This window comes from Pseudomonas sp. Q2-TVG4-2, assembly GCF_013620795.1.
GTDB lineage: Bacteria > Pseudomonadota > Gammaproteobacteria > Pseudomonadales > Pseudomonadaceae > Stutzerimonas.
This window is the reverse complement of record NZ_LGLW01000014.1, coordinates 16,621-40,860: the sequence shown is the minus strand read 5'-3', so window position 1 is coordinate 40,860 and position 24,240 is coordinate 16,621. Positions and strand designations below refer to the sequence as shown.

The window sequence follows — 24,240 nt, the reverse complement described above, 5'->3', positions numbered from 1 at the left end:
AAAATAATAATGATGGAGGCTACATGAACGTCCCCCTCTTGCCCTTGGCTGGGCTCTTCCTTGCGGTTTCCGTGTCCGCGCAAGCTGCGGATGCGACTGCGGTCTACAGCAAAGGCGGGGCCAACCCCGCCGCCATGGCGTGTGCTACCTGTCACGGAGCCGAGGGTGAAGGGATGGCCTCTGCGGGCTTCCCCCGCCTTGCGGGCCTGTCAGCCGAGTACATGCGTAAGCAGCTGGCTGATTTCGCGTCCGGTGCACGCGCCAACCCAATCATGCAGCCCATTGCCGCGGCCTTGAGCGCCGACGAAGCCGATGCGGTCACAACCATGCTGGCCGGCAAGCCGCATCCGCAGCCCGATCGAGTCGACCGTACCGCTTTGGCCGACGGACCTGGCCAGACACTTGCCCTGCGCGGTGCGTGGGATCGCAATATTCCAGAGTGTGTCGCCTGCCACGGTCCCAGCGGAACAGGAGTCGGCGACGCCTTTCCACCACTGGCCGGGCAATCCGCGCAATATCTGGCCTCGCAGCTGACTGCCTGGCGTCAGGGCACCCGCAAAAATGATCCAAACGATTTGATGGGGCACATTGCACGTAGCCTGACAGAGGACGAGGTCAAGGCCGTATCGGTGTATTTCGCAGGTCTGACCGACACAGGAGCAGCAAAATGAAGCCCCAGACAAGCGCACTGCTGTTGATTGCATTTGCCTTCCCTGTCTTGGCGGACGAGATCGCGATGGAAGATCAGTCGCAGATCCTAACCGGGGCCGGGGATCCCGCCAGCAGCCGGTACTTTCAGCCGCCCAAGGAAAGCGAACTGCCTGACAATGCCTACGGGCAGTTGGTACAGCAAGGGCGGGCCATATTCGTCGATACCAAGACGCATGCGCCCGACTATGTGGGCAACGGCCTGGCCTGTGCGAACTGCCACCTCGAACAAGGCCGGAAAGCCAACTCCGCACCGCTCTGGGCCGCCTATACCATGTATCCGGCGTACCGAAAGAAGAACGACAAGGTGAACAGCTATGCCGAGCGCCTCCAGGGCTGCTTCCAGTTCAGTATGAACGGCAAGGCCCCCGAGGCCGATGGCCCGGTGATCGCCGCGCTCTCAGCCTATTCCTACTGGCTTGCGACCGGAGCACCCACCGGACAAGAGCTGCCAGGCCGGGCCTATCCTGAAGTTCCGCAACCCGAGGGCGGATATGACCTGGCGAAGGGTGAGCAGGTTTACGACGCACAGTGCGCCGTCTGTCATGGTTCAAATGGTGAGGGGCAGAAGTCTGGTGACACTTACGTATTCCCACCGCTCTGGGGGGCGGACTCGTTCAACTGGGGTGCAGGCATGCATCGGATAAACACGGCCGCGGCGTTCATCAAGGAAAACATGCCACTGGGCAAAGGCGGCACCCTATCAGACGAGGACGCCTGGAACGTGGCTGCATTTATGAACAGCCACGAGCGACCACAGGACCCGCGCCTGATCGACGGCTCGGTCGAGAAAACCCGCGACAAGTACCATGCCAATGATGGGATAAACCTCTACGGAGAAATCGTTAACGGGAAGATGGTCGGTAAGGGCATTTAGCTAGCTGGATTGGTCTTTTCCCGGGAGTGTATCGATTACCTACCGGTGATGCTCGCCTTCCCGCTAGCCTCTAAACACGGTGCGTAGACATGCGTCAAAGCGCTGGGTGTGATATGGATGCTCCCTGTCGCCACGACTTGGAGCCTCCATTGGAACCGGCCGGAAAAGCCGCTGTGTTACGTCAGTTACCAGCCTTGCAGGCTAACGCCGGGAGGGAAGAAGCCGAAGCAAAGCCCTCCGGTACCGTTGCGTCGACTAGGATGGCCTAGGGCCGACCCCTCTGCTTATGCTGAGGCACCTTTATAAGAGCCTGGTCAGAACCGCGTAGGCACACACGTACCGGATGTTAGTGCTCGTGTTGCTTCCCGTCTGCGTGCGCATGGTGTTTTGAAGGGGATTTGCCTTCCGCATCGGCACGGTCATTGTCAGTGCTATGCTCTGCCGTCTGGGGCTGGTGTGACGCATGATGGTCATCGCTTTCTTTACCACCATGATGCCCGGAACCTGATTGGCCGGTTGCTCCACCTGGGCGGCTCGAGCCGTGGTGATCCGAGCCGCCACTGTCGCCCTGATGGTGGTCGTCCAAGGCCATCTCACCATGTTGGGTCTCCCCACCACCATGCTGGTGACCACCGCTAGACGCAACGAGCGCTCGATATGCTCCCTCATCTAGGTCGGGAAGCTTCTGCAGAAAAGCCACCATTCCCCAGATGTACGGGTCAGCCATGCTTTTACCCCACGCAGGCATCCCAGTTGCCTTGATGCCATGCTTGATGACCCAAAACGTCTTTGCTGGGTCATCGTATATCCCTGCTTCAGCCAAGTTGGGTGGAGCAGGATAAAGGCCGTTGCTTAGCTCGGTCTCAGCCATGCCTGGCGCCAAATGACAACCCACACACATCGAGTCGTAGTTCCCCGCCCCGGCGCGGATTTGGTCTTCATCGTCGAGGGATGGCACGGCTATGTCTTCGGAGCGAACCTCAATCGAGCGATTGCGAGCAGTTTCCAGGAAAGCGTGAACGGCTCCGGTATGGGGATCATCCGCGGCAACGCTAATCAGTCCTGAGAAAACAACTCCGGCCACTACCAACAGGCCTAGTGCGCAGAAGGCAGCGAAGCTAATAATTATTCTTTTCATCGAAGGTCCTTAAAACCAAAGCCTGATGCCAGCAACGAACCGCGCCTCATCTACGTCTTCGCCTTCATCTCTCGCCATATCAGCGGTATTACCGTATGCCCGGCCCCACGTGACGCCAATGTACGGTGCGAACTCACGAACGATTTCGTATCGTAGGCGGAGCCCCACCTCCGTGTTTGCGAGACCAGCGCCTACTCCGCGCGCAGGGTCGTCCTTGCCATAGAAATTGAACTCGGCAGTCGGTTGGAGGATCAGCCGGTTAGTGAGGAGAATGTCGTACTCCCCTTCAAAGCGTGCTGCTGTCTGCCCACCTTCACCGACGAAGGCGGTGGCTTCCGCCTCAAACCCATACAGAGCCATCCCCTGGACGCCTAAAGCCGCCCACGTCTGCGGCGACTCGGGCTTAAAGTCCTGGCGAACACCTGCTACCACATCCCACCAGGGGCTGATGGCACGTCCGAAGAGCGCCTGGATTTCCGCGTCTTCAGTAACGCCATTCGTTCGCTCACCTTCCGAGCGAAACCAGAACCGATTGATATCGCCACCAACCCAGGCGGTAGCTTCCCAACTGAGGGCGCTACCTTCATCTGCGTCCTGGTACTCAAGTTGATCTAGCAAAAGGAACCAGGCCAGATACTTGTCATGGACCGTATGACCCTGAAGACCAGGGAGAGCCGCTTCTCTATCCGCATCGGTCAATACTGGAATGAACGAGGGATGAACCATGCCAGGCATTTCGAGCGTATCGTCATGCTTCATTTCGCCATGGTTCATCTTGCTATGGTCCATCGCACCATGACCCATTGCAGAATGGTCCATTTGCCCACCGGAGCCATGATTCATTGCCGCGGGCTTGGCAGAAGATGCAGGGGCTTGAGCTGCCGGAATAGGAGGGGTTTGATGCATCGAGTGATCCATCATCTCGGCGGCGTTGGCTGTCCCTCCAGCCGCTGCGCTCAACGAAACTCCGAGCGCAATCAGAGCAAAGCGAGAAGATCTAGTGGTCATGGTGCGAATCCACCTCAGTACCAGTAGCCTTCGGGTCATGATCCATCTTGCCGTGGTCCATTTCACCATGGCCCATCGAGCGATGGTCCATGTCGCCGTGGTTCATTTCTGAGTTAGAGGTGTCTGGTGTCTGAGATGCCGGCTTGTTGCCTGGATTTTGCGATGAAGCCGATGATTGCTTGTGCTGATCATGCTTTTGCTCTGCAAACGCAGCTGACATATTCATTACGCCCAGCAGACTGAACATTAACGCGCTGCCGATAAGAGTTTTACGCTTCATAAAATTTCCCATATAAAGTTCCTCTTACTCGTCCACTCGGACTTCACGAAACATGCCCATTTCCATGTGAAGCAGTAGGTGACAGTGATAAGCCCAACGCCCGAGTGCATCGGCTGTCACGCGGTAGCTGCGCTTCGAACCTGGAGGCATGTCGATCGTGTGCTTGCGAACCATGAACTCTCCATTCTCATCTTCAAGATCGCTCCACATACCATGCAGATGAATCGGATGGGTCATCATGGTGTCGTTGACCAAAGTGATGCGTACCCGCTCGCCATATTTGAGCCGCAGGGGCTCCGAATCAGAGAACTCTATGCCGTCAAATGACCAGGAGAACTTCTCCATGTGGCCGGTGAGATGGAGTTCGATCGTCCGACTGGGCTCACGGCCGTCCGGATCGGGGAAAGTGCTTCTCAAGTCGCCATAGGTCAGGACTCGGCGGCCGTTGTCTCGTAAGCCGATACCGGGATCGTTCAGCCTATGAGTTGGGCTCATGGTCTGCATGTCCACCAGTGGGTTATTGGACTCTGAGGGCGGGTGCGATTGCATATCTGCGCTCATCCCAGCCATTCCAGAGTGGTCCATTCCGGACATCCCAGCCATTTTGCTGTGATCCATTCCGGCCATATCGCCCATGTCGCCCATCCCTTGCATGTCACCGTGGTTCATGCCGGACATGTTGCTATGGTCCATCGCGCCCATGTCGCCCTGCATGCCGTCGCCGTGGTCCATGCCCGCCATACCGCCCATGCTGCCGTGATCCATCCCCATGTCGTCCATGGTGATTAGTGGTCGAGGATCGGTTTCTAGAACAGGAGCGCTCAGCCCTTCGGCAACCGCTAGCGTGCCACGGGCGTACCCTGTGCGGTCCATCGATTGAGCGAAGATCGTGTAAGCCTCCTCGGTTGCAGGCTCGACAATCACATCGTAGGTTTCTGCCACGGCAATGCGGAATTCGTCGACGCTAACTGGGTTGACGTATTGGCCATCGGCTGCGACTACAGTCATCTTCAGCCCTGGAATGCGGACATCGAAATAGCTCATGGCCGAGCCGTTGATGAACCGCAGACGAAGCTTCTCGCCGGGCTTAAAGATACCGGTCCAGTTCCCGTCGGGAGCTTGGCCGTTCATTAGATAGGTATAGGTGTAGCCGCTTACGTCGGCGAGGTCGGTGGGACTCATTTTCATCTGAGCCCACATTTTCCGATTCGCAATCGTAGCGGCCCAGCCGTCTTCGCTCACGTCGTTAATGAAGTCTCCGACAGTGCGCTTGTGGAAGTTGTAATAATCGGACTGCTTCTTGAGCTTAGAAAGGATTCGAGCGGGATCCTCATCGGACCAATCAGTCAACATCACCACATAGTCGCGGTCATAGCTGAACGGTTCGGGATCCTTCGCATCGATGACCAACGGGCCATAGACACCAAGCTGCTCTTGTAGGCCTGAATGACTGTGGTACCAATAGGTACCGTTCTGTTTAACCTGAAACTTATATACATACATGCCATCGGGAGAGATGCCGTGGAAGCTCAATCCAGGCACGCCATCCATGTTGGCCGGCAAGATCATGCCGTGCCAATGAATCGATGTATCTTCGCTCAGCTTATTCCTGACTCGTAGCGTGACGGTATCCCCTTCACGCCAACGTAGAAGCGGCCCTGGGATAGTCCCATTGATAGTCATCGCCGTCCGGGCCGCGCCGGTGATGTTGACCGGCGTCTCCCCAATCAGTAGATCGAACTCCGTGCCGGTTAGTACGCTGGGCTGGCCGGGGCTACTCACTGCCCAGACCGGAGCTCTCCACAAGCCAAGACCGCCAAGGAGGCCTGCAGCAGTCAAGCCTTTAACAAAGGTTCGCCTAGAGGTTTTACGTTGCATGTGTACGTTCCAATCAAGCTAAGGAGCCCAGCCGAAACCAGCCCTAAGGGTTGATGTTGCCAGCGTTAATTGATCTTAGAAGCTCGCGCACGGTCTGCCTTATCAAGCGACTCGCCTTTATCGTAAATATGGCATGCCTAAGAAAGACGTGTGATTACATTTTTGTAAGCTTAAAGCGCGCCAGAAATCGCCCAAGAAATCGCCTGCGAGCATGTTTCCGGTCACTTTAACTGGCTTTATTTAAAGTTGCAGGCTTGATAAGAACCGTTTAAAAGGATGTGATCTGAAAGTTACATCCCGTCATAAACGAGCGGTTCTTTAGGGTTCTTTGACGCTCCCCCACCCTTTCAGCGCGTTTTTCAGGCTGTGCGGGTGATGTAGAAGGCCTCGATTAACCGAAAGAAGATAGAAGGTTCGATAGTTATCAATCTCAGCCATTGAACAGGATGTTAATTTAACTAGCCATATAAGGTTCCTCGGCTCGGTGCGAGGATACCAGGTCACGTTTTTAACGAGCCAAGGTTCGAAGTAGCTAACAACGGTTTCGCCGGTTCTTCCAACTAATATTGCAAGCACCCACACCGTGGCAGCTACAACATTCGTGGAAGCTGCCACAGCTCAGAGAGCTGCATGGTCACATTTGCGTAAGGTTTCGCTTCAGCAATTAGCGTGAGCGTGCTTCGCTGAAGTTTCCTTTGAGGCTACCTCTTGAGCTTGGTCCTTCTGGTCAGCCTGATAACCAGCGATCGCTAGTTGGCGAGCCTGCTCCATACGAGCAAAGGTACGATCACCACCACCTTCTGCCATTGCATAGGAAGAGCTTGCTGCGATGGCGAGCAGTACAGAAAGGGATCTGAAAAATTTCATTACTTGTTACCTCGTTCGAAGTCACGGAAGACCCAGCGCAGCTCCATAAACAGAGGCTTGGGCTTGTGTCTAAGCTAACCGAGCGTTCCTGTCTGAACCCTGATTTAGACATTACGGTTTCGTCAGTATGCAGACAAGCAGTGAGCACAAGCAAAAGCGCAGGTTGCGTGTATGGCGCCTTTTCGTTCTGGCAAATAGGTCTTGTTTCCAGCTGGCAAAAAAAAGGCGCCATCTAGTAGGCGCCGATAGGCCAAAGGAGCATGGAAAGGCCGAAAGCAGAGTGTGGGAGCAACTGCTGATGTAAACGTTAACGTTGCAAGCTGTCAGACAGATGATGCGAGCATTACGTTTCTGTAAGGTACTGGCTGCACGCCCTGACAATCGGCACACTGTTCAAAATGCTGGCGGGAGTACTTTAATGAAGCTTCTTGTTGCTGAAGACGAGCCGAAAACGGGCACCTATCTACAGCAGGGGCTCTCAGAGGCAGGCTTCACTGTCGATCGAGTTGAGAACGGGACCGATGCCGCTCAGCATGCGCTTAATGCGGCATACGACCTGCTCATCTTAGATGTGATGATGCCTGGCTTGGATGGGTGGCAGGTTTTACAGAAAGTCCGCGCTGCCGGTAATGAGGTCCCCGTGCTCTTTCTCACCGCCAGAGACGGGGTCCAGGATCGAGTAAAGGGATTGGAGCTGGGCGCTGATGATTATCTCATCAAACCGTTTGCATTCTCCGAATTGCTAGCCAGGATCCGTACGTTGCTTCGACGCGGCAACCATGCCCCGAACCAAACAATACTCAAGCTCCTCGATCTTGAGATGGACTTGCTAAGACGTCGGGTTACGCGTTCGGGGAAACGCATAGACCTAACCGCAAAGGAGTTCGCACTTCTTGAGCTATTGCTTAGGCGTCGCGGGGAAGTGCTCTCAAAGTCACTTATCGCCTCCCAAGTATGGGACATGAATTTCGACAGCGATACCAATGTGATTGAGGTGGCGGTACGACGGCTGAGAGCAAAAATCGATGATGAGTTCGAGCCTAAGCTCATACAAACGGCTCGTGGGATGGGCTATTTGATCGACGCGCCGGACGCCTAAGGGTGCTACTGCCTAACGGAAGTGCCACCAAGCTGAGCAATCGGATCAATGCTTGCACGGCGGCCTCTGCCGGCACGACCCCCATAAATCGCAACAGCGCGAACAACCCGGGTTCGATAACTATTCGATTGTGGATCGATATGCCATGCGCTTGATTCAAAACGCCTACTATTCTACTGTTCTGGAGCCGGCTAGCCGAAACCTATAAGGTTAGACTTTATAAATACCGTTCTCTGTGGCTTACCCGAACCCAACGGTGCTAGAAAGGCCCGGCAACGCCAGTCAACGTCACGCTTGCCAACGCTACGCTTCGACCCGTTGGGTAACATGCATGGTACTTGCTTCAGGAAGGGATAACTCTTTTTTAACAGAAGTTATCAAATGGCTTATAGATCTAGCATCGACCAAGTGCGATGATTTTATGCTGGCGATATGTCGTATTCTGCCCTTGTCCATAATAGCAATAGATAAGTTATCTTCGGCACCGACTTCACATTTACATTCAAGGGGAAGGAAGGAGGCTTCAATAATATGGCGAAGCTCAATAATGGAAAGCATCACGGGCTCCGGAATCCTGGCAGTTCCGCTTACGCTCGATCTGTTCGTCTGCCTTTTTGTGGCCTCGATATATTTCAAAGCGTTTTACTGCTACGTCTTTTTTAAGCAGCCTGGTTCGTTGCTTCCACCTGGTTAACTCCCAGCAGCTTAGTTCTCCGTGCCGTATTTTGCCATTCTGGCACCCATAGAATTAAAGATTAACGGCGTACGGTTTTGGAATAAAACGAGGCGCCAATAAAGCGTGATGATTGAAAATAGTTATTGAGCAATGCTTTCGGCGAGCCAGTTCCGCCATTAACTGGTACGCGCCGAGGGCGGGCGACGCCAGGGTAAGCGTGCGTTCGGACTATTGTCGTTACGCTTTCCAATTCAGTGTGTCCCACAGAGGCAGTCACAGCCAACTTGAAAGGTACTTTCTAAGTTCTCTGTGGATCGGACTCATGCAATAGTCAACAGCTATGGTCGATAGCAGCTTCACCAGGTAAGCAGGAAGCTCTATGGCTTGGGTCAGTTGAAGAGAGCGGTCACCGTGTACCGAGCTGAGGGCAATGTGCAGTCAGCTCAATAGCGGATCGAACATTCACAGCTGAATCTGGCTGCGTGATTGAATTTTTGCGCTCCGAGATAGCCCAAATACTTCTTCAAAAAATGGCCATAGTCGGTGTTCCATCAGAATATCAACATGAAAAACCCAACGACTACGAGCAGGCCAATCAGGAAAATGATGCCAGCGGTACTAGCGAGAAATTTAAACATGAGACGCTCTCCTAATTTGTTCAGTCGCGAGTTTTGACCGCTAACGATGCAGTGATGTTCAAATATTTTCCAGTCGGGACAGCCCCGCCCAGGCAGCGCTACCTCTATCGAACTGCGGTGAACCCACCCATGACTTGTGCTCGATTCTTGTACTCTAAGCTCTAATTCAACGTTCACCCGATTGGAGGATTCACGTGGAATGGGTTGCTGATGCCACCGCCTGGCTTGGCCTGCTCACCTTGATCATTCTTGAGCTTGTTCTTGGCATTGATAATCTTGTATTCATTGCAATCCTTGCCGATAAGCTCCCTCCCGAACAGCGTGACCGCGCACGGCTCATCGGCCTGTCTCTTGCCTTGATCATGCGGTTAGGTCTATTGGCGAGCGTTTCCTGGCTAGTAACCCTAACCACGCCGCTTTTCGAGGTGTTTGGTAGAACCCTCTCTGGCCGCGACTTAATCATGTTGTTCGGAGGACTGTTTCTGCTGTTCAAGGCCACTATGGAGCTGCATGAGCGCCTCGAAAGGCGGGGCACGTCCAGCAGGGCAGTAAAACCTACTCGGCGTTCTGGCCGGTTGTGGCACAAATCGTGGTTCTGGATGCCGTTTTCTCTCTGGATGCGGTGATAACAGCCGTGGGAATGGTTGACCACCTTTCGGTAATGATGATCGGGGTGATCATTTCCATCGGATTGATGATGGTGGCCAGTAAACCGCTGACCGCTTTCGTTAATGCGCATCCCACCGTCATCATGCTTTGCCTGGGTTTTTTGATGATGATCGGCTTCAGTCTCACTGCCGAGGGACTAGGCTTCCATATACCCAAAGGCTACCTATACGCGGCGATTGGCTTCTCAATTCTTATCGAAGTCTTCAACCAGACGGCTCGAAGGAAGCGTAAAAGGTTCCTCCATGGCCAACATTTAACCATGCGAGACCGCACGGCCTTTGCCGTCATGCGGCTTTTGGGCGGCCGCGCCGTTGAGGCGGAAGAGGTCGGCGAGGAGGTTGTTGATTTGGTCGAAGGCGGAGACACGAACGATCTCTTCGGCCGCCGCGAGCGGTTGATGATTAGCGGCGTCCTTCAGCTAGCTGAACAATCTATTAAGATGGCCATGACCGATAGGATGGAGGTAGACCATCTGGCACTGGAAGCTCCGATCGAGCAAATTCATCAGGCACTGCTAGACTCGCCTTATTCACGGCTGGTTGTGGCCCAGAGCACATCAATCGATCAGCCTTTAGGCTACGTACAAAAAAAGGAACTCCTGCGCGAGATGCTCCGCGGCGGTGAATTGGATATCGAGCCATACATCCGCGCCCCGATTAACCTTCCAGATAGCTGCACTGTTCTGAATGCCTTAGATCAGATGCGCCAGGCGTCCACGCACGTTGCCTTCGTCGTGAACGAATTCGGGAATTTCGAAGGCTTATTAACGTTGACGGATATCCTTGAATCCATCGCTGGAGAGCTGCCCGATGCTAGCGAGGTTGAAGGTCCAGATATCGAGGAAACAAGAACCGGCTACGAAGTTAATGGCGGCCTTCCGCTGAGTGTCGTTCGTCAACGGATCGGCTTTCCTGCACAAGCCACTGACGACTATCAAACCTTAGGAGGTCTGGTCATGAGTCTACTGGACCGGCTACCCAGGACAGGTGACGAAGTGTCTTGGAGTGGGTGGAGTCTCAAAGTATCCGACGTGGAAGAACGTAGGGTGACGCGCGTAGCGCTGACGCGACCGGAATCAGCGGGCTGACCGCCCTACGTGATACGGCTCCATTGCTTCGCTACAAACAACCCAATGGGATGGGTAGATTAACAAAAGAGAAACAAGCATGAACCTGGAACAAGTGCTGGCGAAAATAGAAGAAACGCCGGCAGATCAGGGCCAGGTATCGTTGAAAGCAATACTAAAAACACTGGGTGGTCGCTCATTCGGGAGCTTCCTGCTTGTCTCGGGCTTGATAATCCTTTTGCCGCTCGTGGGCGACATCCCCGGTGTGCCGACACTCGTGGGCGTAATGGTTTTTCTGGTGGCGCTACAGCTCTTGTTGGGCCGGGAGCACTTCTGGTTACCCAAAATTATATTTAAGGCGCAGCGTAGATAAGACCAAACTGGCCAAGGTCATGCAGCGCCTGGGCCGGTATGCGAAATGGCTAGACCGCTTGCTAAAACCAAGACTGTCGGTCTTCGTCGAAGGTATCGCTCGCTATTTCATCGCAGGCAGTTGCCTATTTATCGCCGTAGTGATGCCACCCATGGAGCTTGTCCCCCTCTCCGCAAACATCGCTGGCATTGCACTGACCGCTTTTGGCTTAGCCCTGATTGCTAGGGATGGTCTTTTTGCGCTTATAGCATTCTGCTTCACTGCTGGTGGGCTTGTGGTCGCCACGTCCGCCCTTCTTTAGAAGCCCAAACCAAGGCTCCTGCTTAGTCGGCAATAATTCGTTCGATGGCGCGACTTAGAATGCCGGCGAACGAGGTCATGTACCGCTGAGTTGTCGAACGCTGCTGCCAGCTCCTCGCAGTGATTTCCAAACTAGAGCGCTGATAATTTCCAAAGAAAGTTCAGCCTGGTCGAGCAGCTTGGGATCCTGGATCTCAAGATTGGCCTCTCGGTTCCAGCCGATTCCCCAGAAATCAAAATTACACGAGCCTATGCTGACCCGGGTGTCAATGAGTAGCGCCTTCGTGTGGGAGAAACGCTCGTTTCCTTCGAAGATCTTAACCCCAGCATTGAGGAAGGCCTCGTAATGGCTACGCCCAGCCAGGCGGACCGATGCATGGTCGGTGTTTGCTCCAGGAAGATACAACCTGACATCAACCCCGCGCTCGGCAGCGCTGGTAAGCAACCGGCATGCTTCGATACGGGGAAGAAAATAAGGTGTAATGAACCAAACACGTTTAGTTGGCTATCCACTGGTTGGTTCGTCTCACTAGGCCTTTATGGCTGCTTGCCACAAACGACAGCAATCCAGAACCTTTAGCACCTTCGGGAGGCCCGGCTTCAAAAGGAGGCTCTTCGATGCGAGTATCCATGTTCCCTTTCCGGAGGCGCTCGAACAGATCCAATGCATCGGCAACAACCGGGCCTTGTGCCCAAACCATCGCCTCACGCCATTCGAAGCTGTTACGGTCTGGATTCCAGAACGAATCCGTTATGCCGGCACCGCCGATAAATATTTCTTGGCCATCGACTATCAATTTTTTGCGATGGTCACGGTGAAGCCGCTTTATGGGCGAAACGCTTGCAAGCGGGTTAAAGACCCGTAGTTGGATCCCTGAGAAATCCAACCCCTGCTGGCAGGCTTCGATAAACCGCTTACTCCCGAGGCCGTCAACGAGCATTCGGACAGTGACCCCTCGTTCGGCCGCCTGCTGAAGAGCGCTTAAGAAGCATCGTTGATTGGCTCCCTCCTCGATCAGGTAGACTTCCAAGTCAACGCTATGAGCCGCCAGGTGCGTTTCGGCCCGCGCTGCGAGCTGTGCCATGATTAAGCTACCTTCCAGTCTCTTAACCTTCCCTCCCAGTGCTAGACCATTTTGTTCGACTGATCTGACCGCGTCTGGCCCCCTTGGCCGAGGCGGAATGCGTACCGAGATGATCATGGAACTGCTCTGTCAGCTCATTGGACACGAAGACGTGCAGACGCTCGATCATCGGGTCCATCTGCATGGTGAGGATTGCCTGTTCCAAGCCGGTTACACGCTCACCGCCAGGCAATACGCTCGCATCGTCAAAGCCTGGGTAACAGCGATTGGTCTCGATCCGCCCTATACGGCACCCACACGCTGCGGCGATCCAAGGCGCCGCTGATCTATCCCAAGGCGAAGAACCTCAGGGCCGTACAACTGCTACTGGGCCACACGAAGCTGGAAAGCACCGTCAGGTATCTGAGAATCGAGGTAGACGATGCTCTTGAGATGGCGGAACAGACCGAGGTCTGACCATGAATAGCTACGGTCGAAGCACTGATTGTCCAATCAGTACTTCAACGGCACTTGCTAAGAATTAGAGGCCACCGGGAGTACTCGTTTGAGGATGTCAGCAAGCGTTACAACGCCAAGCAAGCGACCCGCGCTCATGATCAAAGCCAGCTGAACGCTCGACTTACGCATGCGAGCAAGTGCTTCATAGACGGGGGTTTTTGCGTCAAGCACGAAAGCAACCCGCGCAAGTTCATGAGCAGGCCGAGTTGTCGGCTCAAGCAAAGTATCGCGCACGTGAACAACCGACGGCTGGACTCCGTCATTTCCCAACACGAGAATGCGAAGATGGCCAGATTCGATAGCCGCAGCGCGAACATCCGCCACCGTCGCATCCCGAGTTACGTGTACCAGCACCTCGCCCTCGATCAACAAATCTTTGACCGGAAGCGTGCCGAGGTCAATCAGGCCTGAAATCTGCTGCTGCATCTGCGGCTTCAGCGTGCCGACCTCCGCCGAATGCTCGACGAGCTGCCGAATAGTCTCGATATCTCGACCGCCAACAGCGGCGCTTTCGACGGGTTCAACACCTGAAGCCTTCACGAGACGGTTAGCGACTCGATTAACCCAGCTCAGCAGGGGACGCAGGGGCAAAATATAGGCGCGCGAGACTATGCCAATTGCAAGAGCGGACTTTTCCGGGTGCGCAATGGCCCAGGACTTGGGTGCCATCTCACCGACAACCAAGTGGAGGAACGTCACCAGGAAGAGCGCGAGACCAAAGGCTGTGCCACCAGCCGCCCAGTCGGGTAAGCCCCACGCGGTAAGCACTGGGCCGAGCCAATAGTCGACCGCAGGTTTCGTTACCGCACCAAGAGCAAAAGTGCAGAGGGTGATACCCAACTGAGCACCGGCAAGCATCAAGGTCAAATCATTCATGCCGCGCAGCGCGGCCCGAGCGGACGAGCTGTTGACGGCCAGCTCTTCAAGGCGATGCCGGCGAGCGCCCAGCAAAGCAAACTCGATGACGACGAATAAGGCACTCAGAGCGATGAGCGCGACTGTCGCTATGGTGACTACCAGCGGATCATTCATTGGCCTTCCTCCGCCATAGGTACTTTGACCAGCCGCACGCGAACCTCAGTCGGAACATGCCGCTCAATGCGTAGCACATCAACTAGGAGTCGATACCTTACGGGCTCGTCAGAAACCAGCTCGGCTGGATCGATAGGCAGATCAACGGAGACTGTGTCATTTTCCTCGGGCAATGCGCCAAGCTCGGCGATCAGCATGCCGGCTACAGTTTCGACATCTACGCGTGGAAGGTCGTGACCTATAACCCGTCTGACCTCGTCGAGGTGAACGTCGCCTTCCATCGTCCAGGTGTCGTCGCCTTCGGACACGATAGCATCGCCGCCCTCGGCATCATGCTCATCGGTAATCTCACCGACGATTTCCATGGCAAGATCTTCAATGGTAAGCACCCCAGCGAAACCGCCGTACTCATCAATGACGCAGGCCAACTGGTTGGTTGTCTGAACCAGCTGGTCAAGCGCGTCTGGCAAGAGCATCAGTGTCGGCAATACCTTGGCAGGTCTCATCAACGACGCAACGGTCTCGTTACCTTGCCCGGCGGAGAGACGCGCGAGAACATCGGCCAGATGCACAACGCCCACTGGGGCATCATCGTCATCGATCACCGGGTATCGGGTGTGAGCTTGCGCCATGAGCCCTCGCAGCTCCTCTAGCGTCGTGTCTGGCTCAACCCAATCAACTTGTGATCGCGGGACCATAGCGTGCTCAACGTTGCGGTGCGGGAAGTCGAGTATGCGATCCATCATGAGCGAGAGTTCGCGAGGCAGATCTCCGCTATCGCGTGAGTCAGCGATTATGTGCGGTAAATCTGTAGCGGAGGCACTCACGTCCAGATCATGAATTGGCTCGATGCGCAGTAACTTCAGAAGCAAGTTGGCAGACCTGTCGAAGAAACTGATTAGCCAGCCGAAGGCCGACATATAAAAGAGCGTTGAGCGGGCAAGTCCGAGCGACAGCGGCTCAGGGTTCGCAATGGCGAGGTTCTTGGGATAAAGCTCACCCATGATCATTTGAATGATGGTGGCCGCAGCCAGAGCTACTCCTGTCCCGACGGCGACCCTGGCATCAGCCGGAATGCCTGTTCCGCCAAGCAGAATGCCTAACGATTCGCCGACGAGCGGCTCTGCGACATAACCAACAAGGAGGCCTGTAACGGTGATGCCGAGCTGAGCACCCGACAGCATGAAGCTCGTGCGTTTCGTAACGGCCAATGCACGCGTTGCCGACGCGTCACCGGCAGCGGCCAAAGCTGCGAGCCTCGTGCGATCGACCGCCATGTATGCGAATTCTTGCGCAACAAAGTAGCCGTTCGCGGCGATTATCGCCAGGATGACCAGGACGCCGAGAAGGAGTGTGAGAATAGGTTCGATCATTTGGTCGCTGAGGCCAGTTCAGGGAATAGGCATAGACCGTGTGTTGCGGGGCTTGGGTCCACGAAGGATTCCATGCGGATAGGGGAGCGGAAGAGTAATGGCGATGCACCACGCCGTCTAGCAAGATAGTTTTTCCGTTTGTGAATGCCGTTTCCTAAATGGTAACGTCAATCAACTCGAAAGGCGCAGCTACGTCCGCTTCAGGGGTAGCCAGCTCCTGCGCAATTCAGTCTGACTGCTGCGACAGACGAGGTTTAACTGGAACGCAGGTTATATATTATCTTCCCCGCGCCGACGTGGATGCGCCCTTTCCTTCGCCGCTTGTCTGCTTTTCAAATTCGAGGGACTTTCTTGGCCAACGCTCTGCCCTTGCGAGCTCAGTGCAACGCTCCAGTCTTCAGCATCAAGAAAACCTAGAACATCTAAAGAGCCCCGTTTAGAACTTTCGCTAAAGAACAATGAAGTCCCATACGCAGGCGTGTCACTGTCGTAACCCAGCTCCTGCTCGAAAGCGGAAATACAACTGCTATGGGTAACGAGGATCAAGTTTTTATTAGGCATTTTATTCTGAAGAGCGTCATGCACCATCGTCTCTCGACACTTATACAACCAGTCTTCATCTACCCCCACGTCGTCAAACACAATTGCTTCTGTCTGGGCCGTCCGCGTGAGGGGGCTGTTGTAAATGTCGGTTTTACCGAGGCCAAGCTGGGCGAAACTGCCGGCTAGAATATTTCCAACCGCCACGGACCTAGAGGTCACACCTTTCGTACCCTCCAGGCAGGGATAATCTTCTTTGTCGCACCGTTCAAGATGCCGAAGGAGAACAATCACATCGCCATTTTCCCATCGGGCCAACAGTCTGGGCAGCTTGTGTCCGCCCTCTTCTGAGAGGTCGACAATTTCAGGTGGATGAAAAATGAGCGCAGCCACTGCAACCGCAAGAGAAGTCCCGGCCGACCAGATCAGTGCACGTTTGCGCTGGCTGGCATTGAGGGTGTGTAACCGCCTAAGCAGGCTTATCAATGGAGCCTTGAACATGACACCTTCTGAATAAATGGCATGAGAGGATTATCACGCAAGGACGAGCTTTATAGACAGTAGCAATGAATAGTTGCGAATGACGATGGGGATCACGTTACTGAACATTTACGGCATGTAACCAAGGCGAGTGCCGCTGATCTGGCATCGGCTATCCATCATTCATTTCGCCATAGATGGCACATTTCGACTGTTTCCATTTCCACCGGAAGCGATCAAGCACCGCCTGTAGAACAGGGTCATTCTTGCCTTCCCCCACACAGCTGCTTTGGGTCGAAAGCCCTCTAGTGTAGTGGCCGCTTCTGGCCCAGAGTGTGTAAAAACGCCTAATCGAACCCTTGCTATGATTTCCGAGGATTTCATCGTAGGGTTGCCCATGAAGCGCTTCATCTAAGGTGACCATCGAGGTCAGAGCATCCCGCTGATACAGGCCGACCTGCTTACCATAGTTCCGTTCGCGCAAATGGCGCTGCTTCAAATGCCATAGTGTAGCGCTTTGCTATCAATCGTCAGCAAGCAAGGGCTAGTACGGGTTAGGCTAGTGAAGCGCAGCCGCCATCCGCGACAGGGAAAGAGCGGGAAACGACCCTAAGCCATCTGGTTGCACCCTACAGTCTTGACCGGGAGCAGAGCATTTGACCACTCCTTCGCCTGCAGCTTTCTAGCATGATCCTAATTCCGTACTGGCTCATTCAGACTGGCCCCATCGACGCCGGAAGCGGATTGTGCAGGTCAAAAACCGACGGTATCGCTGGCAGTGTTCAGCCAATGTCGTTTTTGGACATCCCTTCGCTCAGCTGCGGGCCGTGCAGCTGTGAGATCTGGAAGCTCGCGTAGCGGCAACAATTCACGCGGTAGCCCATGCATGTTTGCCTTCCCGTAACCTGCGCGCTAGAGTGCTCGCGTCGCGGTAAATCCCGCGGCCGGGTGTAGCAACCTGAAACCGTTCGAGGGCGCGGCAGCGCCATAGCTGTGTGGTCGACACTTCACTGTGTCTGGCCGCCGCATTCTATGGTGGGCCGTGCGGGGCAGGCTTCGGCCTGGCCGGTTCCCTCGGACGCCGGTTTGCTACCCCCGTGCGGTCCGCCACCCATAACCGCGTAGCAACGGCGGGTGACGGCTCCTTAACCAGTTCGAGGAGCATAAGCAGAATGCGCTATCCCCTTTTTACGCCCGCGCTCCACCTTGATTCATCAGCTTCGTTTCATGCCGCCTTCTCGGAGGTGTGCCATGTCTGATTTCGAATCCAAGCTTCTCCCTTTCCCTAGACGCCCAACGTCGCCGTTGTTTACATCATCACTCGCGTCTGTACGACAGCCCTTGCTCGGGGAAGCCGAGATGCGTATCCACATCGTTAGGAATCTGCTGGGACAGATAGCGGGACCTGACGGGTTCTATCCCGAAGACCTGAGGCTGAGGATGATGGTCTATGCCTCCGAGGCACTGCTCGACGAAATGGTCGTGCTGTACCGCCGGGCGCTCGGATCCAGCGCTGTACAAGGCTAGGCAGGGCCAATTGCCGGCCGTCCGCCGGAGGGCGGCCTCCATCCTGGGCGTAGCGGATTCTGAGCGCGCCTGGTAGCAAGGTCGCCACCAACAACTGAAACAGCATGCAGCTTCACACGGCCGCGTTCCGCAGATTTCCGGAGCTAAGCGCAGCTGATTGCCACAGAGAGCCGGTTCATGAGACTGCATCTCCTCAGGCCCATATGTACGGCATCTGATACGTAATTCCGGCAAACTGAAGCTCTCATAGCTCCGCCTGCAAGTCCATCCCAGCACGCCTTGGCCGGCCACCGCCTCACTACGGCTGAGTCAAGAGGCAAACGAATCTTGGTGAATGCGAGGAAACCTGAACGCATTGGAGCACCAATGGAAGGGATCAGCGGCATATTCACGCACGAATTGGCGAAGCCCACAGAGCAAATGCTTCTCGCCGACATCTCGACTTAGAAAGCGGCAAAACGCTAGATCTCCAATTTTATTTAAGCCGTGAAGTGGCTTTGGTCATCTGCCTGACGATTCCGGCTCAGCGATGGCGGGCTGGCTTCATTGGCGAACTTCGCGTTGGACTTAGGGCCGGACGAGCTGGCGGACAGCCTATGTGAAACGACTTCGCCAACGCCTCCGCGATGGCGACAAGTGATGCTGTGCCGGCCTTATTGGGCGCCGCAGCAAAAAAGGGGGCCGAAGCCCCCTGCGGCTAGAGCAACCCCTGCTCTGCGAACGAAACGGTTGCCTCGCCGCCGACGATGATGTAATCCAGCGTGCGTACCTCCATCAGCGCCAGGGCCTCCTTGAGGCGCTGGGTCAGCACCTTGTCCCCCTGGCTTGGCTCTGGATTCCCGCTCGGATGGTTGTGCGAGAAGATCACCACCGCGGCGTTGACTCGCAATGCCTCCTTCACCACTTCGCGCGGATACACCGAGGCCTGGTCGATGGTGCCGCGGAACAACTCTACGTACTCAAGCAGCCGATGCTGGCTGTCGAGGAACAGTGCCGCAAACACCTCATGCTCGAAACCGACCAGCTTGGTGCGCAGGTAGTCCTTGGCCAGTTCCGGCGTGGTGAACAGCGTCCCGCTGGTATTCTGATCAATCGCCTGGCGCGCCACGCTCAGGATCTGGTCCACAGACGTGGGCAGGTAGCGTCCCTGCGCGTCACGCACCAACAACATGGAATCGAACGAGGAAAAGGAAAGTTGCGACATGGTCGTGCTCCGGTTGCTCGGGCGGAATTGCCCGGAACCGGCGCCAGCACGGCGCAGCGCAGCTGACAAGGGTCAACGACGGTCGCCAGGACGCCAGCGTGCACGCACGCGCAGCCCTTGACGGCGAGAACGCCGTGATACGGTGAAGGGAACAGCAAGACCGCCCCCACTCCACCCATGCCACAGATCGGCAAGCGGAGCGCGCAGGCCCGCAAGGGCCAGAGGCATCAGGGATCAAAGCCGAATGGCCGCGACTCGGCATGAGGCGTGGGCGCGGGGCGCAGCGTGCGAGCCCGGCTCCGAGCGCCAGGACACAAGCTAAGGAAGCGAATAAGGCTTCCTTATCAGTAAAAAACCTGCCGGGACGCCACCCGCCGAGCTCTTCGATAAAGCAAATGACCTTCGTCGACGCCGGCAAGCGCAAACAGACCAGCAAAGAGCTGTTCCTGATCGAGATGAATCCGCCCGATCGCTCCAAACGCAGGCTGCAAGGTAAATCCGATCCTACTGATGCCGAGAACGCAGCACGCACAGAGCTTGCTGACAACTCAAACCCGATTCCCAAGGCCCATTAGGCGCCGCTGAAGCCATGCGTGAGATTCCTGTCTTCAGGCGCAGCGCGGTGAAGGCTAAAACTCAAGCCAACCAGCTCCGGCCCTATTGGTCAGTGCGCCACAGGAGATCAGGCAGGCCTTTTGGACGAGCAAGCCTGGCGACCGTGCAAAGAGTTGTGCCCGCTTGCGTTCGCTAGGTAGCACCCCCTTGCTGGCCGCCTTGACAATCGCTTTGCGCCTGCTGGGCAAACGTTGGCTGGCCTTGACAGAGGAGATCAGCGAACTGGACAAGGCCCTGGAGCACTTGACGCGGGAACATGCTACTCGGCTAAGTCGACAGTTCGGCATCGGTCCTCAAACGGCAGCCCTACTGCTCGCAATTGCAGCTGACAACCCGGAGCGCCTAAGAAACGAGGCAGCCTTGGCCGCCCTCTGTGGTGTTAGCCCTTTACAGGCTTCGTCGGGGAAGACCGTGTGGCATCGTCTGAATCGGCGCGGTGATCGAGCTGCCAAAATGCCTTGTGGACGATCATCATGGTGCACATGCGGGACGACCCAAGAACACGGGCCTAGAATATTCTCGAAGCCGCAGGTAACGGACATTTTGCGCGAGTTGTGGTCGCCGCCGACTTGGACGTTAAGGACGAATGAATTCATCATTCTGTGCTCGTCTTGCAGCGTTACGAAGATTACCCCGCTGGCGATCGATGATCGAGCACACAAGTCTAGAGCAGCAACGTACTTACGCAATATCAAGATTAGGCATTTCGTTATCGCTAGTATTCTCCGGTAGCCCAACGGTTGGCGGGCTCAATGGTAAAGAAACGGTGAACACCGTTCCCTTGTGACCTTCGCTGGTAAGACTAATAGTGCCACCATGCGCCTCCACGATTTGCTTTGTGATGTAAAGCCCCAAGCCGAGCCCGGCATAGGAGGACGCCGACTTGGCCCGCCCAAAGCGATCGAAAATTCTTTCCTGAGCTTCCAGCGGGACCCCGACACCATAATCACGTACTGTCAGGTAAGCCGTGTCCTCTTTTTTTCGGACCGAAACCTCAATCGGCTTGCCCGCACCGAATTTTATCGCGTTGGTCAACAGATTAGTCAGAACTTGCTCGATTCGAACGGCATCCCAGTGTCCACCAACCGGCCCTGCAATATCCAGCGTTACACAACTTCCTGCTTTTTCGGCATCATCCGCGTACCTGTTGATGATTTCATCGGCGATCGTCGCCATGTCGAGCGGTTCGGGGCAGATTCGGAACTGGCCACTGCTGAGCCGAGAAACGTCGAGCAATTCGTCGAATAACCGGGCCAGCTTGCCGATCTGTCGTCTCAGCAGGCCTGTAAGTTCGCATTTTCGGCTTCCCTCGGCCGTTCCCTCCCTGCTGAGTTGTCGCTCAAGAAGCTCCGCCTGCAGACTCAGCGATGTTAGCGGGGTGCGCAACTCATGGGAGGCAATGGAAAGAAACTCGTCGCGGATCTCCACGGCACTCAGCGCTTTCTGATAAAGAAACTCCCGCATGGCCTCGGCCTGCTTGCGGTCTGTGATATCACGAGCGATGGCGATAACGCGGTTTCTGTGGCCGACGACAAGTTGTAGGGATAGCTCCATTTGTATATTTTCCCCATCTTTGCGCAGACAGCTTGTTTCCATGGCGGCCTTGCGGTCGGCATGCGCATCGAGCATAGCCTGCAGATTGTCGCTGGCGAAACGCGGAATCATGGTTGCCGCATGAGCGGCCATAAGCTCATCGAGTGGATAGCCGAACAACAAGCCGGCGCCGTCGTTGGCGTATTCGACCGCCCCTGTGTCGGCGTCGAAGATTAAGACGGCATCCAGCGCTGTGTCGAGCATGCCCTTGAACTCGACCAGCGTACTCTGAAGGCGGGTCTGCTCGTCGACATCAGTAAAAGTTCCGAGCCATGACAGCAGCTCGCCGTCACTTCCGCGCTCAGGCAGGGCGCGCCCCAGATGCCAGCGATAGCTGCCATCGTGCCGGCGCAGACGGCACAAGGCCTCGAATGGCTTGCTATCTTTCAGACTGCGCTGCCAATCCGCTTCGCAGCTGGCCAGATCGTCCGGGTGCATGGTGGTAAGCCACGTTTCGGCGACGCCATCAACCGTAGCGCCGGTGTATTCGAACCAGCCCCGGTTGTAATAGTCGATTCGGCCATCGGCCTGGGCAGTCCAGACGATATGAGGAACGGATTCGGCAAGATTACGATAACGCCGTGTACTGGCAAGCTGCAGCTCGCCGTAGCGCGCCTCGCCCTGCCGTCGTTCTGCCTCCACGAGTAGCTCAGACTGCTTCTTGATGTGCTGCCGTTGGCGGTATAGCTCTGCGAATACTGCGACTTTCGCCTTCACCATCTTGGGCATCAGCGGCTTTATGAGGTAGTCGGCCGCCCCTACGTCGTAGGCCCTGTCGACGAAGCCGGAGTCCACTGCCTCGGCGGTCAGGAAGATGATGGGTACCGTCGCCATGCGCTCATGTTCCTTGATCAGCAAAGCGAGTTCGAAGCCGTCCACCCCCGGCATCACCACGTCCAGCAGTATCACTGCGCATTCAGCCTGCAGCAGATGGCGCAGCGCCTCCGTTTCGCAGGAAGCCTCGAGAATGCGGTAGTTCTGCGAACTCAGAATTGCCCTCAGTGCCAACCGGTTTTCTGCCCGATCATCGACGACCAGCACATTGACCGGATCGTTCTGTTGCGCGCTCGTGTTCATCGAGCCGCCATCGCTAAAGGAATTGAGCTATCAGACCTTACCGCACTCCAGCATGGCACCGCCAAAGTGCCATCGTGTTTGCACAATCGTGCGGACGTTTGCGCCGATTGCCCTTGTCCCCGCCTGTTGCTTGGCTTCTTGTTAACCGCAGCCATGGGCTCGTTACCTTTCTTAGAAACTGGAAGTAATGCGGTATTGCTAGTTACCTATAAGCTGGCTCATTGGTTATCTACGGTTGCTTCGCTGTGGCGCTGTCCGGAAGGCAGCTTTGGTCCAAATGCTTCGTCCTTAGCGTTCAGCGCGGCTGTGGGTTCGGAAGCCGCCGGGCCGCGTTGGCTAATGCCGTTCAGGCCCGAGGTCAGCAAAAGGTATTCCACTGTCATTTACCCAAGGAGCTCCATCGAGCAGAGACACTAGCTTTTCCGCCGGTAATGGTGCGCTCCAATAATATCCTTGCGCGAAATTACAGCCTTGCCCGCGCAGAAACTCCAGCTGTTCTACAGTTTCGATACCCTCAGCGATCGTCTCGATGCCAAGGTTGCGCGCCTGGCCTGATTTGAGAATTCGTGACGTTTACCGACGACCTCCTCCACTTGAAAATCGGTGATCTGTACGAATGCCGGATTGACGTATTCGATGCCCCTTCTGTATCGGTAATAAAAATAGCGTCGGCCACCTTTTCGATCGCGCTGGTGAAGCCTTTGTCTCTGCCTGCTTGCGCTCGGAAATTTCCGCCTTGAGTGCCTCAGTGCGCTCGGCAACGGTGATTTCAAGGCTCTTCTCGTGACGCCTGATCGTTTGAATCTGCTTATAAAGATCCACAAACACCGCCACCTTGGCGCACAGCACTTCGGACACGCTCCAGCAACGCCCGCAGGGCATCCCGGCCAGACACGACGGTTTCCACGTTCAGATTCAGTCGTTCCAATATCGAAGCCATGGCCAGTCGCTTTGCGGCGTTGTCATCGACCACCACCAGAATGCTCGCTTTATCTGTTATCTCCACATCGCACTCTATCCGGCCTACGTGCCGCCTGGGGCCGGTATACATGACGTTCGCACGGTTACGTGGCGATAAGCAGGCCGCAGACCGCCAACATCATAAATACCGCTGTTATGTCCGCATTTGCCGCTATTTTCTAGCCGCCTGTCAATTCGCCTTGCGATACCACTTCGTGGTGCTGTCCAGCTCGGCATAACAGTCCTGGTACGGAGTGAAACGGATGTCCTCCCGCTGTCCTAGGCCGAGCATGCCGGAGGTAGCTAGGCTGTCGTAGAGCAGCTCGTGGACACGCGTCTGCAACGTCCGGTCGAAATAGATCAGGACATTGCGACATAAAATGACAGCAGAATGGCGAGGGAATATACCTCTTCGCCAGTGGAACAGCCGGCGTGCCAGATGCGGATGAATGGTTGGCTGCGTAATTGAGGTACTACCTTCTCGCGGAACGCGAGATAGAAGCCAGAGTCCCTGAACAAGGCCGTGACATTGATAGATAGTGCGCCTAGGAAACGGCTCAGGCAGAGCGGGTCGCGTAGCAGCTTTTCCTGCAGGGCGGACATGCTGCTCACCTCCTCACCTCGGACACAATGGCGGATCCGGCGCTTGAGCGAGCCCAGCGCGTAGCGGCGAAAAATC

At 55.6% G+C, this 24,240-nt stretch carries 26 protein-coding genes and 2 pseudogenes; 11 read left to right on the top strand and 17 right to left on the bottom strand.

What is annotated here, in order from left to right; genetic code table 11:
- Positions 1-23 precede the first annotated feature (23 nt).
- Together H3028_RS19955 and H3028_RS19950 are read left to right on the top strand one after the other, a co-directional pair.
- On the top strand, positions 24-671 hold the full coding sequence (locus H3028_RS19955; RefSeq protein ID WP_181298955.1) for a c-type cytochrome: 648 nt from the start codon (positions 24-26) through the stop codon (positions 669-671).
- Positions 668-1,585, top strand: coding sequence for a c-type cytochrome (locus H3028_RS19950; protein ID WP_181298954.1), 918 nt, complete (start codon positions 668-670; stop codon positions 1,583-1,585). Before H3028_RS19955 ends, H3028_RS19950 begins: the two co-directional genes overlap by 4 nt.
- A 346-nt stretch (positions 1,586-1,931) precedes the next feature.
- Here the strand turns inward: H3028_RS19950 and H3028_RS19945 are convergent, their stop codons facing one another.
- From H3028_RS19945 to H3028_RS19925, 5 genes are all read right to left on the bottom strand, one after another.
- On the bottom strand, positions 1,932-2,723 hold the full coding sequence (locus H3028_RS19945) for a cytochrome c (RefSeq protein ID WP_181298953.1): 792 nt from the start codon (positions 2,721-2,723) through the stop codon (positions 1,932-1,934).
- A gap of 9 nt (positions 2,724-2,732) precedes the next feature.
- Positions 2,733-3,731 (bottom strand): copper resistance protein B, encoded by a 999-nt coding sequence (locus H3028_RS19940; protein WP_181298952.1) that lies wholly within the window; start codon positions 3,729-3,731, stop codon positions 2,733-2,735.
- Positions 3,721-4,011: a hypothetical protein gene (locus H3028_RS19935; RefSeq protein ID WP_181298951.1), complete on the bottom strand. Its 291-nt coding sequence runs from the start codon at positions 4,009-4,011 to the stop codon at positions 3,721-3,723. Before H3028_RS19935 ends, H3028_RS19940 begins: the two co-directional genes overlap by 11 nt.
- A 24-nt stretch (positions 4,012-4,035) precedes the next feature.
- Positions 4,036-5,889 (bottom strand): copper resistance system multicopper oxidase, encoded by a 1,854-nt coding sequence (locus tag H3028_RS19930; RefSeq protein ID WP_181298950.1) that lies wholly within the window; start codon positions 5,887-5,889, stop codon positions 4,036-4,038.
- Between the two features lie 657 nt (positions 5,890-6,546).
- Positions 6,547-6,756, bottom strand: a complete 210-nt coding sequence (locus tag H3028_RS19925; RefSeq protein ID WP_181298949.1) for a co-regulatory protein PtrA N-terminal domain-containing protein — start codon at positions 6,754-6,756, stop codon at positions 6,547-6,549.
- Positions 6,757-7,174: 418 nt separating this feature from the next.
- On the opposite strand from H3028_RS19925, the gene H3028_RS19920 reads away from it, so the two are divergent.
- Positions 7,175-7,855: a heavy metal response regulator transcription factor gene (locus H3028_RS19920; RefSeq protein ID WP_181298948.1), complete on the top strand. Its 681-nt coding sequence runs from the start codon at positions 7,175-7,177 to the stop codon at positions 7,853-7,855.
- A gap of 303 nt (positions 7,856-8,158) precedes the next feature.
- Here the strand turns inward: H3028_RS19920 and H3028_RS19915 are convergent, their stop codons facing one another.
- A complete protein-coding gene (locus H3028_RS19915) occupies positions 8,159-8,413 on the bottom strand; it encodes a DUF1652 domain-containing protein (protein ID WP_181298947.1) in 255 nt (84 codons plus the stop codon).
- 600 nt (positions 8,414-9,013) lie between these two features.
- Here H3028_RS19915 and H3028_RS19910 point away from each other — a divergent pair.
- The 4 genes and pseudogenes from H3028_RS19910 to H3028_RS21675 all read left to right on the top strand — a co-directional run bounded on the left by H3028_RS19910 (position 9,014) and on the right by H3028_RS21675 (position 11,578).
- Entirely contained in the window at positions 9,014-9,184 is a 171-nt protein-coding gene (locus H3028_RS19910) for a hypothetical protein (RefSeq protein ID WP_181298946.1), read from the top strand.
- 179 nt (positions 9,185-9,363) lie between these two features.
- A pseudogene (locus H3028_RS19905) lies at positions 9,364-10,925 on the top strand (transporter associated domain-containing protein).
- Positions 10,926-11,004: 79 nt separating this feature from the next.
- Positions 11,005-11,277, top strand: a complete 273-nt coding sequence (locus H3028_RS21105; RefSeq protein WP_219920297.1) for an exopolysaccharide biosynthesis protein — start codon at positions 11,005-11,007, stop codon at positions 11,275-11,277.
- Positions 11,278-11,296: 19 nt separating this feature from the next.
- A complete protein-coding gene (locus tag H3028_RS21675) occupies positions 11,297-11,578 on the top strand; it encodes an exopolysaccharide biosynthesis protein (RefSeq protein WP_375154439.1) in 282 nt (93 codons plus the stop codon).
- A 75-nt stretch (positions 11,579-11,653) separates the two neighbouring features.
- On the opposite strand, the gene H3028_RS19895 is transcribed toward H3028_RS21675, so the two are convergent.
- Both H3028_RS19895 and H3028_RS19890 read right to left on the bottom strand, forming a co-directional pair.
- Complete coding sequence (locus H3028_RS19895) at positions 11,654-12,022, bottom strand: phospholipase D-like domain-containing protein (RefSeq protein WP_375154438.1); 369 nt, start codon at positions 12,020-12,022, stop codon at positions 11,654-11,656.
- Positions 12,023-12,074: 52 nt separating this feature from the next.
- Positions 12,075-12,662: a phospholipase D-like domain-containing protein gene (locus H3028_RS19890; RefSeq protein ID WP_181298945.1), complete on the bottom strand. Its 588-nt coding sequence runs from the start codon at positions 12,660-12,662 to the stop codon at positions 12,075-12,077.
- A 166-nt stretch (positions 12,663-12,828) separates the two neighbouring features.
- Between H3028_RS19890 and H3028_RS19885 the strand changes: the two are divergent.
- A pseudogene (locus H3028_RS19885) lies at positions 12,829-13,118 on the top strand (tyrosine-type recombinase/integrase); the annotation flags it as partial.
- Positions 13,119-13,175: 57 nt separating this feature from the next.
- On the opposite strand, the gene H3028_RS19880 reads toward H3028_RS19885, so the two are convergent.
- The 3 genes from H3028_RS19880 to H3028_RS19870 all read right to left on the bottom strand — a co-directional run bounded on the left by H3028_RS19880 (position 13,176) and on the right by H3028_RS19870 (position 16,606).
- Positions 13,176-14,192 (bottom strand): CNNM domain-containing protein, encoded by a 1,017-nt coding sequence (locus H3028_RS19880; protein WP_181298944.1) that lies wholly within the window; start codon positions 14,190-14,192, stop codon positions 13,176-13,178.
- Positions 14,189-15,565: a hemolysin family protein gene (locus H3028_RS19875; RefSeq protein ID WP_181298943.1), complete on the bottom strand. Its 1,377-nt coding sequence runs from the start codon at positions 15,563-15,565 to the stop codon at positions 14,189-14,191. Before H3028_RS19875 ends, H3028_RS19880 begins: the two co-directional genes overlap by 4 nt.
- Positions 15,566-15,835: 270 nt before the next feature.
- Positions 15,836-16,606, bottom strand: coding sequence for a histidine phosphatase family protein (locus tag H3028_RS19870; protein WP_181298942.1), 771 nt, complete (start codon positions 16,604-16,606; stop codon positions 15,836-15,838).
- 1,338 nt (positions 16,607-17,944) lie between these two features.
- Between H3028_RS19870 and H3028_RS21375 the strand changes: the two genes are divergently transcribed.
- On the top strand, positions 17,945-18,112 hold the full coding sequence (locus H3028_RS21375) for a hypothetical protein (RefSeq protein WP_258237858.1): 168 nt from the start codon (positions 17,945-17,947) through the stop codon (positions 18,110-18,112).
- Positions 18,113-18,809: 697 nt separating this feature from the next.
- Here H3028_RS21375 and radC read toward each other — a convergent pair.
- The gene (gene radC, locus H3028_RS19860) at positions 18,810-19,316 is read right to left on the bottom strand and encodes a DNA repair protein RadC (RefSeq protein ID WP_181298940.1); all 507 of its coding nucleotides are present in this window, start codon (positions 19,314-19,316) and stop codon (positions 18,810-18,812) included.
- A gap of 395 nt (positions 19,317-19,711) precedes the next feature.
- On the opposite strand from radC, the gene H3028_RS21095 reads away from it, so the two are divergent.
- A complete protein-coding gene (locus H3028_RS21095; protein WP_219920296.1) occupies positions 19,712-19,891 on the top strand; it encodes a hypothetical protein in 180 nt (59 codons plus the stop codon).
- Positions 19,892-19,976: 85 nt separating this feature from the next.
- Entirely contained in the window at positions 19,977-20,663 is a 687-nt protein-coding gene (locus tag H3028_RS21670; RefSeq protein WP_375154437.1) for a transposase, read from the top strand.
- Here H3028_RS21670 and H3028_RS19845 read toward each other — a convergent pair.
- From H3028_RS19845 to H3028_RS21475, 5 genes are all read right to left on the bottom strand, one after another.
- Positions 20,613-22,601 (bottom strand): ATP-binding protein, encoded by a 1,989-nt coding sequence (locus tag H3028_RS19845; RefSeq protein ID WP_181298938.1) that lies wholly within the window; start codon positions 22,599-22,601, stop codon positions 20,613-20,615. The two genes, H3028_RS21670 and H3028_RS19845, sit on opposite strands and share 51 nt — an antisense overlap.
- 336 nt (positions 22,602-22,937) lie before the next feature.
- Entirely contained in the window at positions 22,938-23,165 is a 228-nt protein-coding gene (locus H3028_RS19840) for an EAL domain-containing protein (RefSeq protein WP_181298970.1), read from the bottom strand.
- A gap of 9 nt (positions 23,166-23,174) precedes the next feature.
- Positions 23,175-23,459 (bottom strand): hypothetical protein, encoded by a 285-nt coding sequence (locus H3028_RS19835; protein ID WP_181298937.1) that lies wholly within the window; start codon positions 23,457-23,459, stop codon positions 23,175-23,177.
- 292 nt (positions 23,460-23,751) lie between these two features.
- Complete coding sequence (locus H3028_RS21480) at positions 23,752-23,904, bottom strand: hypothetical protein (RefSeq protein WP_309109572.1); 153 nt, start codon at positions 23,902-23,904, stop codon at positions 23,752-23,754.
- Positions 23,905-23,921: 17 nt separating this feature from the next.
- Positions 23,922-24,164 carry a CheR family methyltransferase gene (locus H3028_RS21475; protein ID WP_309109571.1) on the bottom strand — a complete coding sequence of 81 codons (243 nt, stop codon included), beginning with the start codon at positions 24,162-24,164 and terminating at the stop codon, positions 23,922-23,924.
- Positions 24,165-24,240 lie beyond the last annotated feature (76 nt).

Excerpts from the sequence above, each read along its gene's own strand:
- H3028_RS19955 (WP_181298955.1), top strand. The coding sequence starts at position 24 with ATGAACGTCCCCCTCTTGCCCTTGGCTGGGCTCTTCCTTGCGGTTTCC.
- H3028_RS19950 (WP_181298954.1), top strand. The coding sequence starts at position 668 with ATGAAGCCCCAGACAAGCGCACTGCTGTTGATTGCATTTGCCTTCCCT.
- H3028_RS19945 (WP_181298953.1), bottom strand. The coding sequence starts at position 2,723 with ATGAAAAGAATAATTATTAGCTTCGCTGCCTTCTGCGCACTAGGCCTG.
- H3028_RS19940 (WP_181298952.1), bottom strand. The coding sequence starts at position 3,731 with ATGACCACTAGATCTTCTCGCTTTGCTCTGATTGCGCTCGGAGTTTCG.
- H3028_RS19935 (WP_181298951.1), bottom strand. The coding sequence starts at position 4,011 with ATGAAGCGTAAAACTCTTATCGGCAGCGCGTTAATGTTCAGTCTGCTG.
- H3028_RS19930 (WP_181298950.1), bottom strand. The coding sequence starts at position 5,889 with ATGCAACGTAAAACCTCTAGGCGAACCTTTGTTAAAGGCTTGACTGCT.
- H3028_RS19925 (WP_181298949.1), bottom strand. The coding sequence starts at position 6,756 with ATGAAATTTTTCAGATCCCTTTCTGTACTGCTCGCCATCGCAGCAAGC.
- H3028_RS19920 (WP_181298948.1), top strand. The coding sequence starts at position 7,175 with ATGAAGCTTCTTGTTGCTGAAGACGAGCCGAAAACGGGCACCTATCTA.
- H3028_RS19915 (WP_181298947.1), bottom strand. The coding sequence starts at position 8,413 with ATGCTTTCCATTATTGAGCTTCGCCATATTATTGAAGCCTCCTTCCTT.
- H3028_RS21105 (WP_219920297.1), top strand. The coding sequence starts at position 11,005 with ATGAACCTGGAACAAGTGCTGGCGAAAATAGAAGAAACGCCGGCAGAT.
- H3028_RS21675 (WP_375154439.1), top strand. The coding sequence starts at position 11,297 with ATGCAGCGCCTGGGCCGGTATGCGAAATGGCTAGACCGCTTGCTAAAA.
- H3028_RS19890 (WP_181298945.1), bottom strand. The coding sequence starts at position 12,662 with ATGGCACAGCTCGCAGCGCGGGCCGAAACGCACCTGGCGGCTCATAGC.
- H3028_RS19880 (WP_181298944.1), bottom strand. The coding sequence starts at position 14,192 with ATGAATGATCCGCTGGTAGTCACCATAGCGACAGTCGCGCTCATCGCT.
- H3028_RS19875 (WP_181298943.1), bottom strand. The coding sequence starts at position 15,565 with ATGATCGAACCTATTCTCACACTCCTTCTCGGCGTCCTGGTCATCCTG.
- H3028_RS19870 (WP_181298942.1), bottom strand. The coding sequence starts at position 16,606 with ATGTTCAAGGCTCCATTGATAAGCCTGCTTAGGCGGTTACACACCCTC.
- H3028_RS21375 (WP_258237858.1), top strand. The coding sequence starts at position 17,945 with ATGCGTATCCACATCGTTAGGAATCTGCTGGGACAGATAGCGGGACCT.
- radC (WP_181298940.1), bottom strand. The coding sequence starts at position 19,316 with ATGTCGCAACTTTCCTTTTCCTCGTTCGATTCCATGTTGTTGGTGCGT.
- H3028_RS21095 (WP_219920296.1), top strand. The coding sequence starts at position 19,712 with ATGACCTTCGTCGACGCCGGCAAGCGCAAACAGACCAGCAAAGAGCTG.
- H3028_RS19845 (WP_181298938.1), bottom strand. The coding sequence starts at position 22,601 with ATGAACACGAGCGCGCAACAGAACGATCCGGTCAATGTGCTGGTCGTC.
- H3028_RS21475 (WP_309109571.1), bottom strand. The coding sequence starts at position 24,164 with ATGTCCGCCCTGCAGGAAAAGCTGCTACGCGACCCGCTCTGCCTGAGC.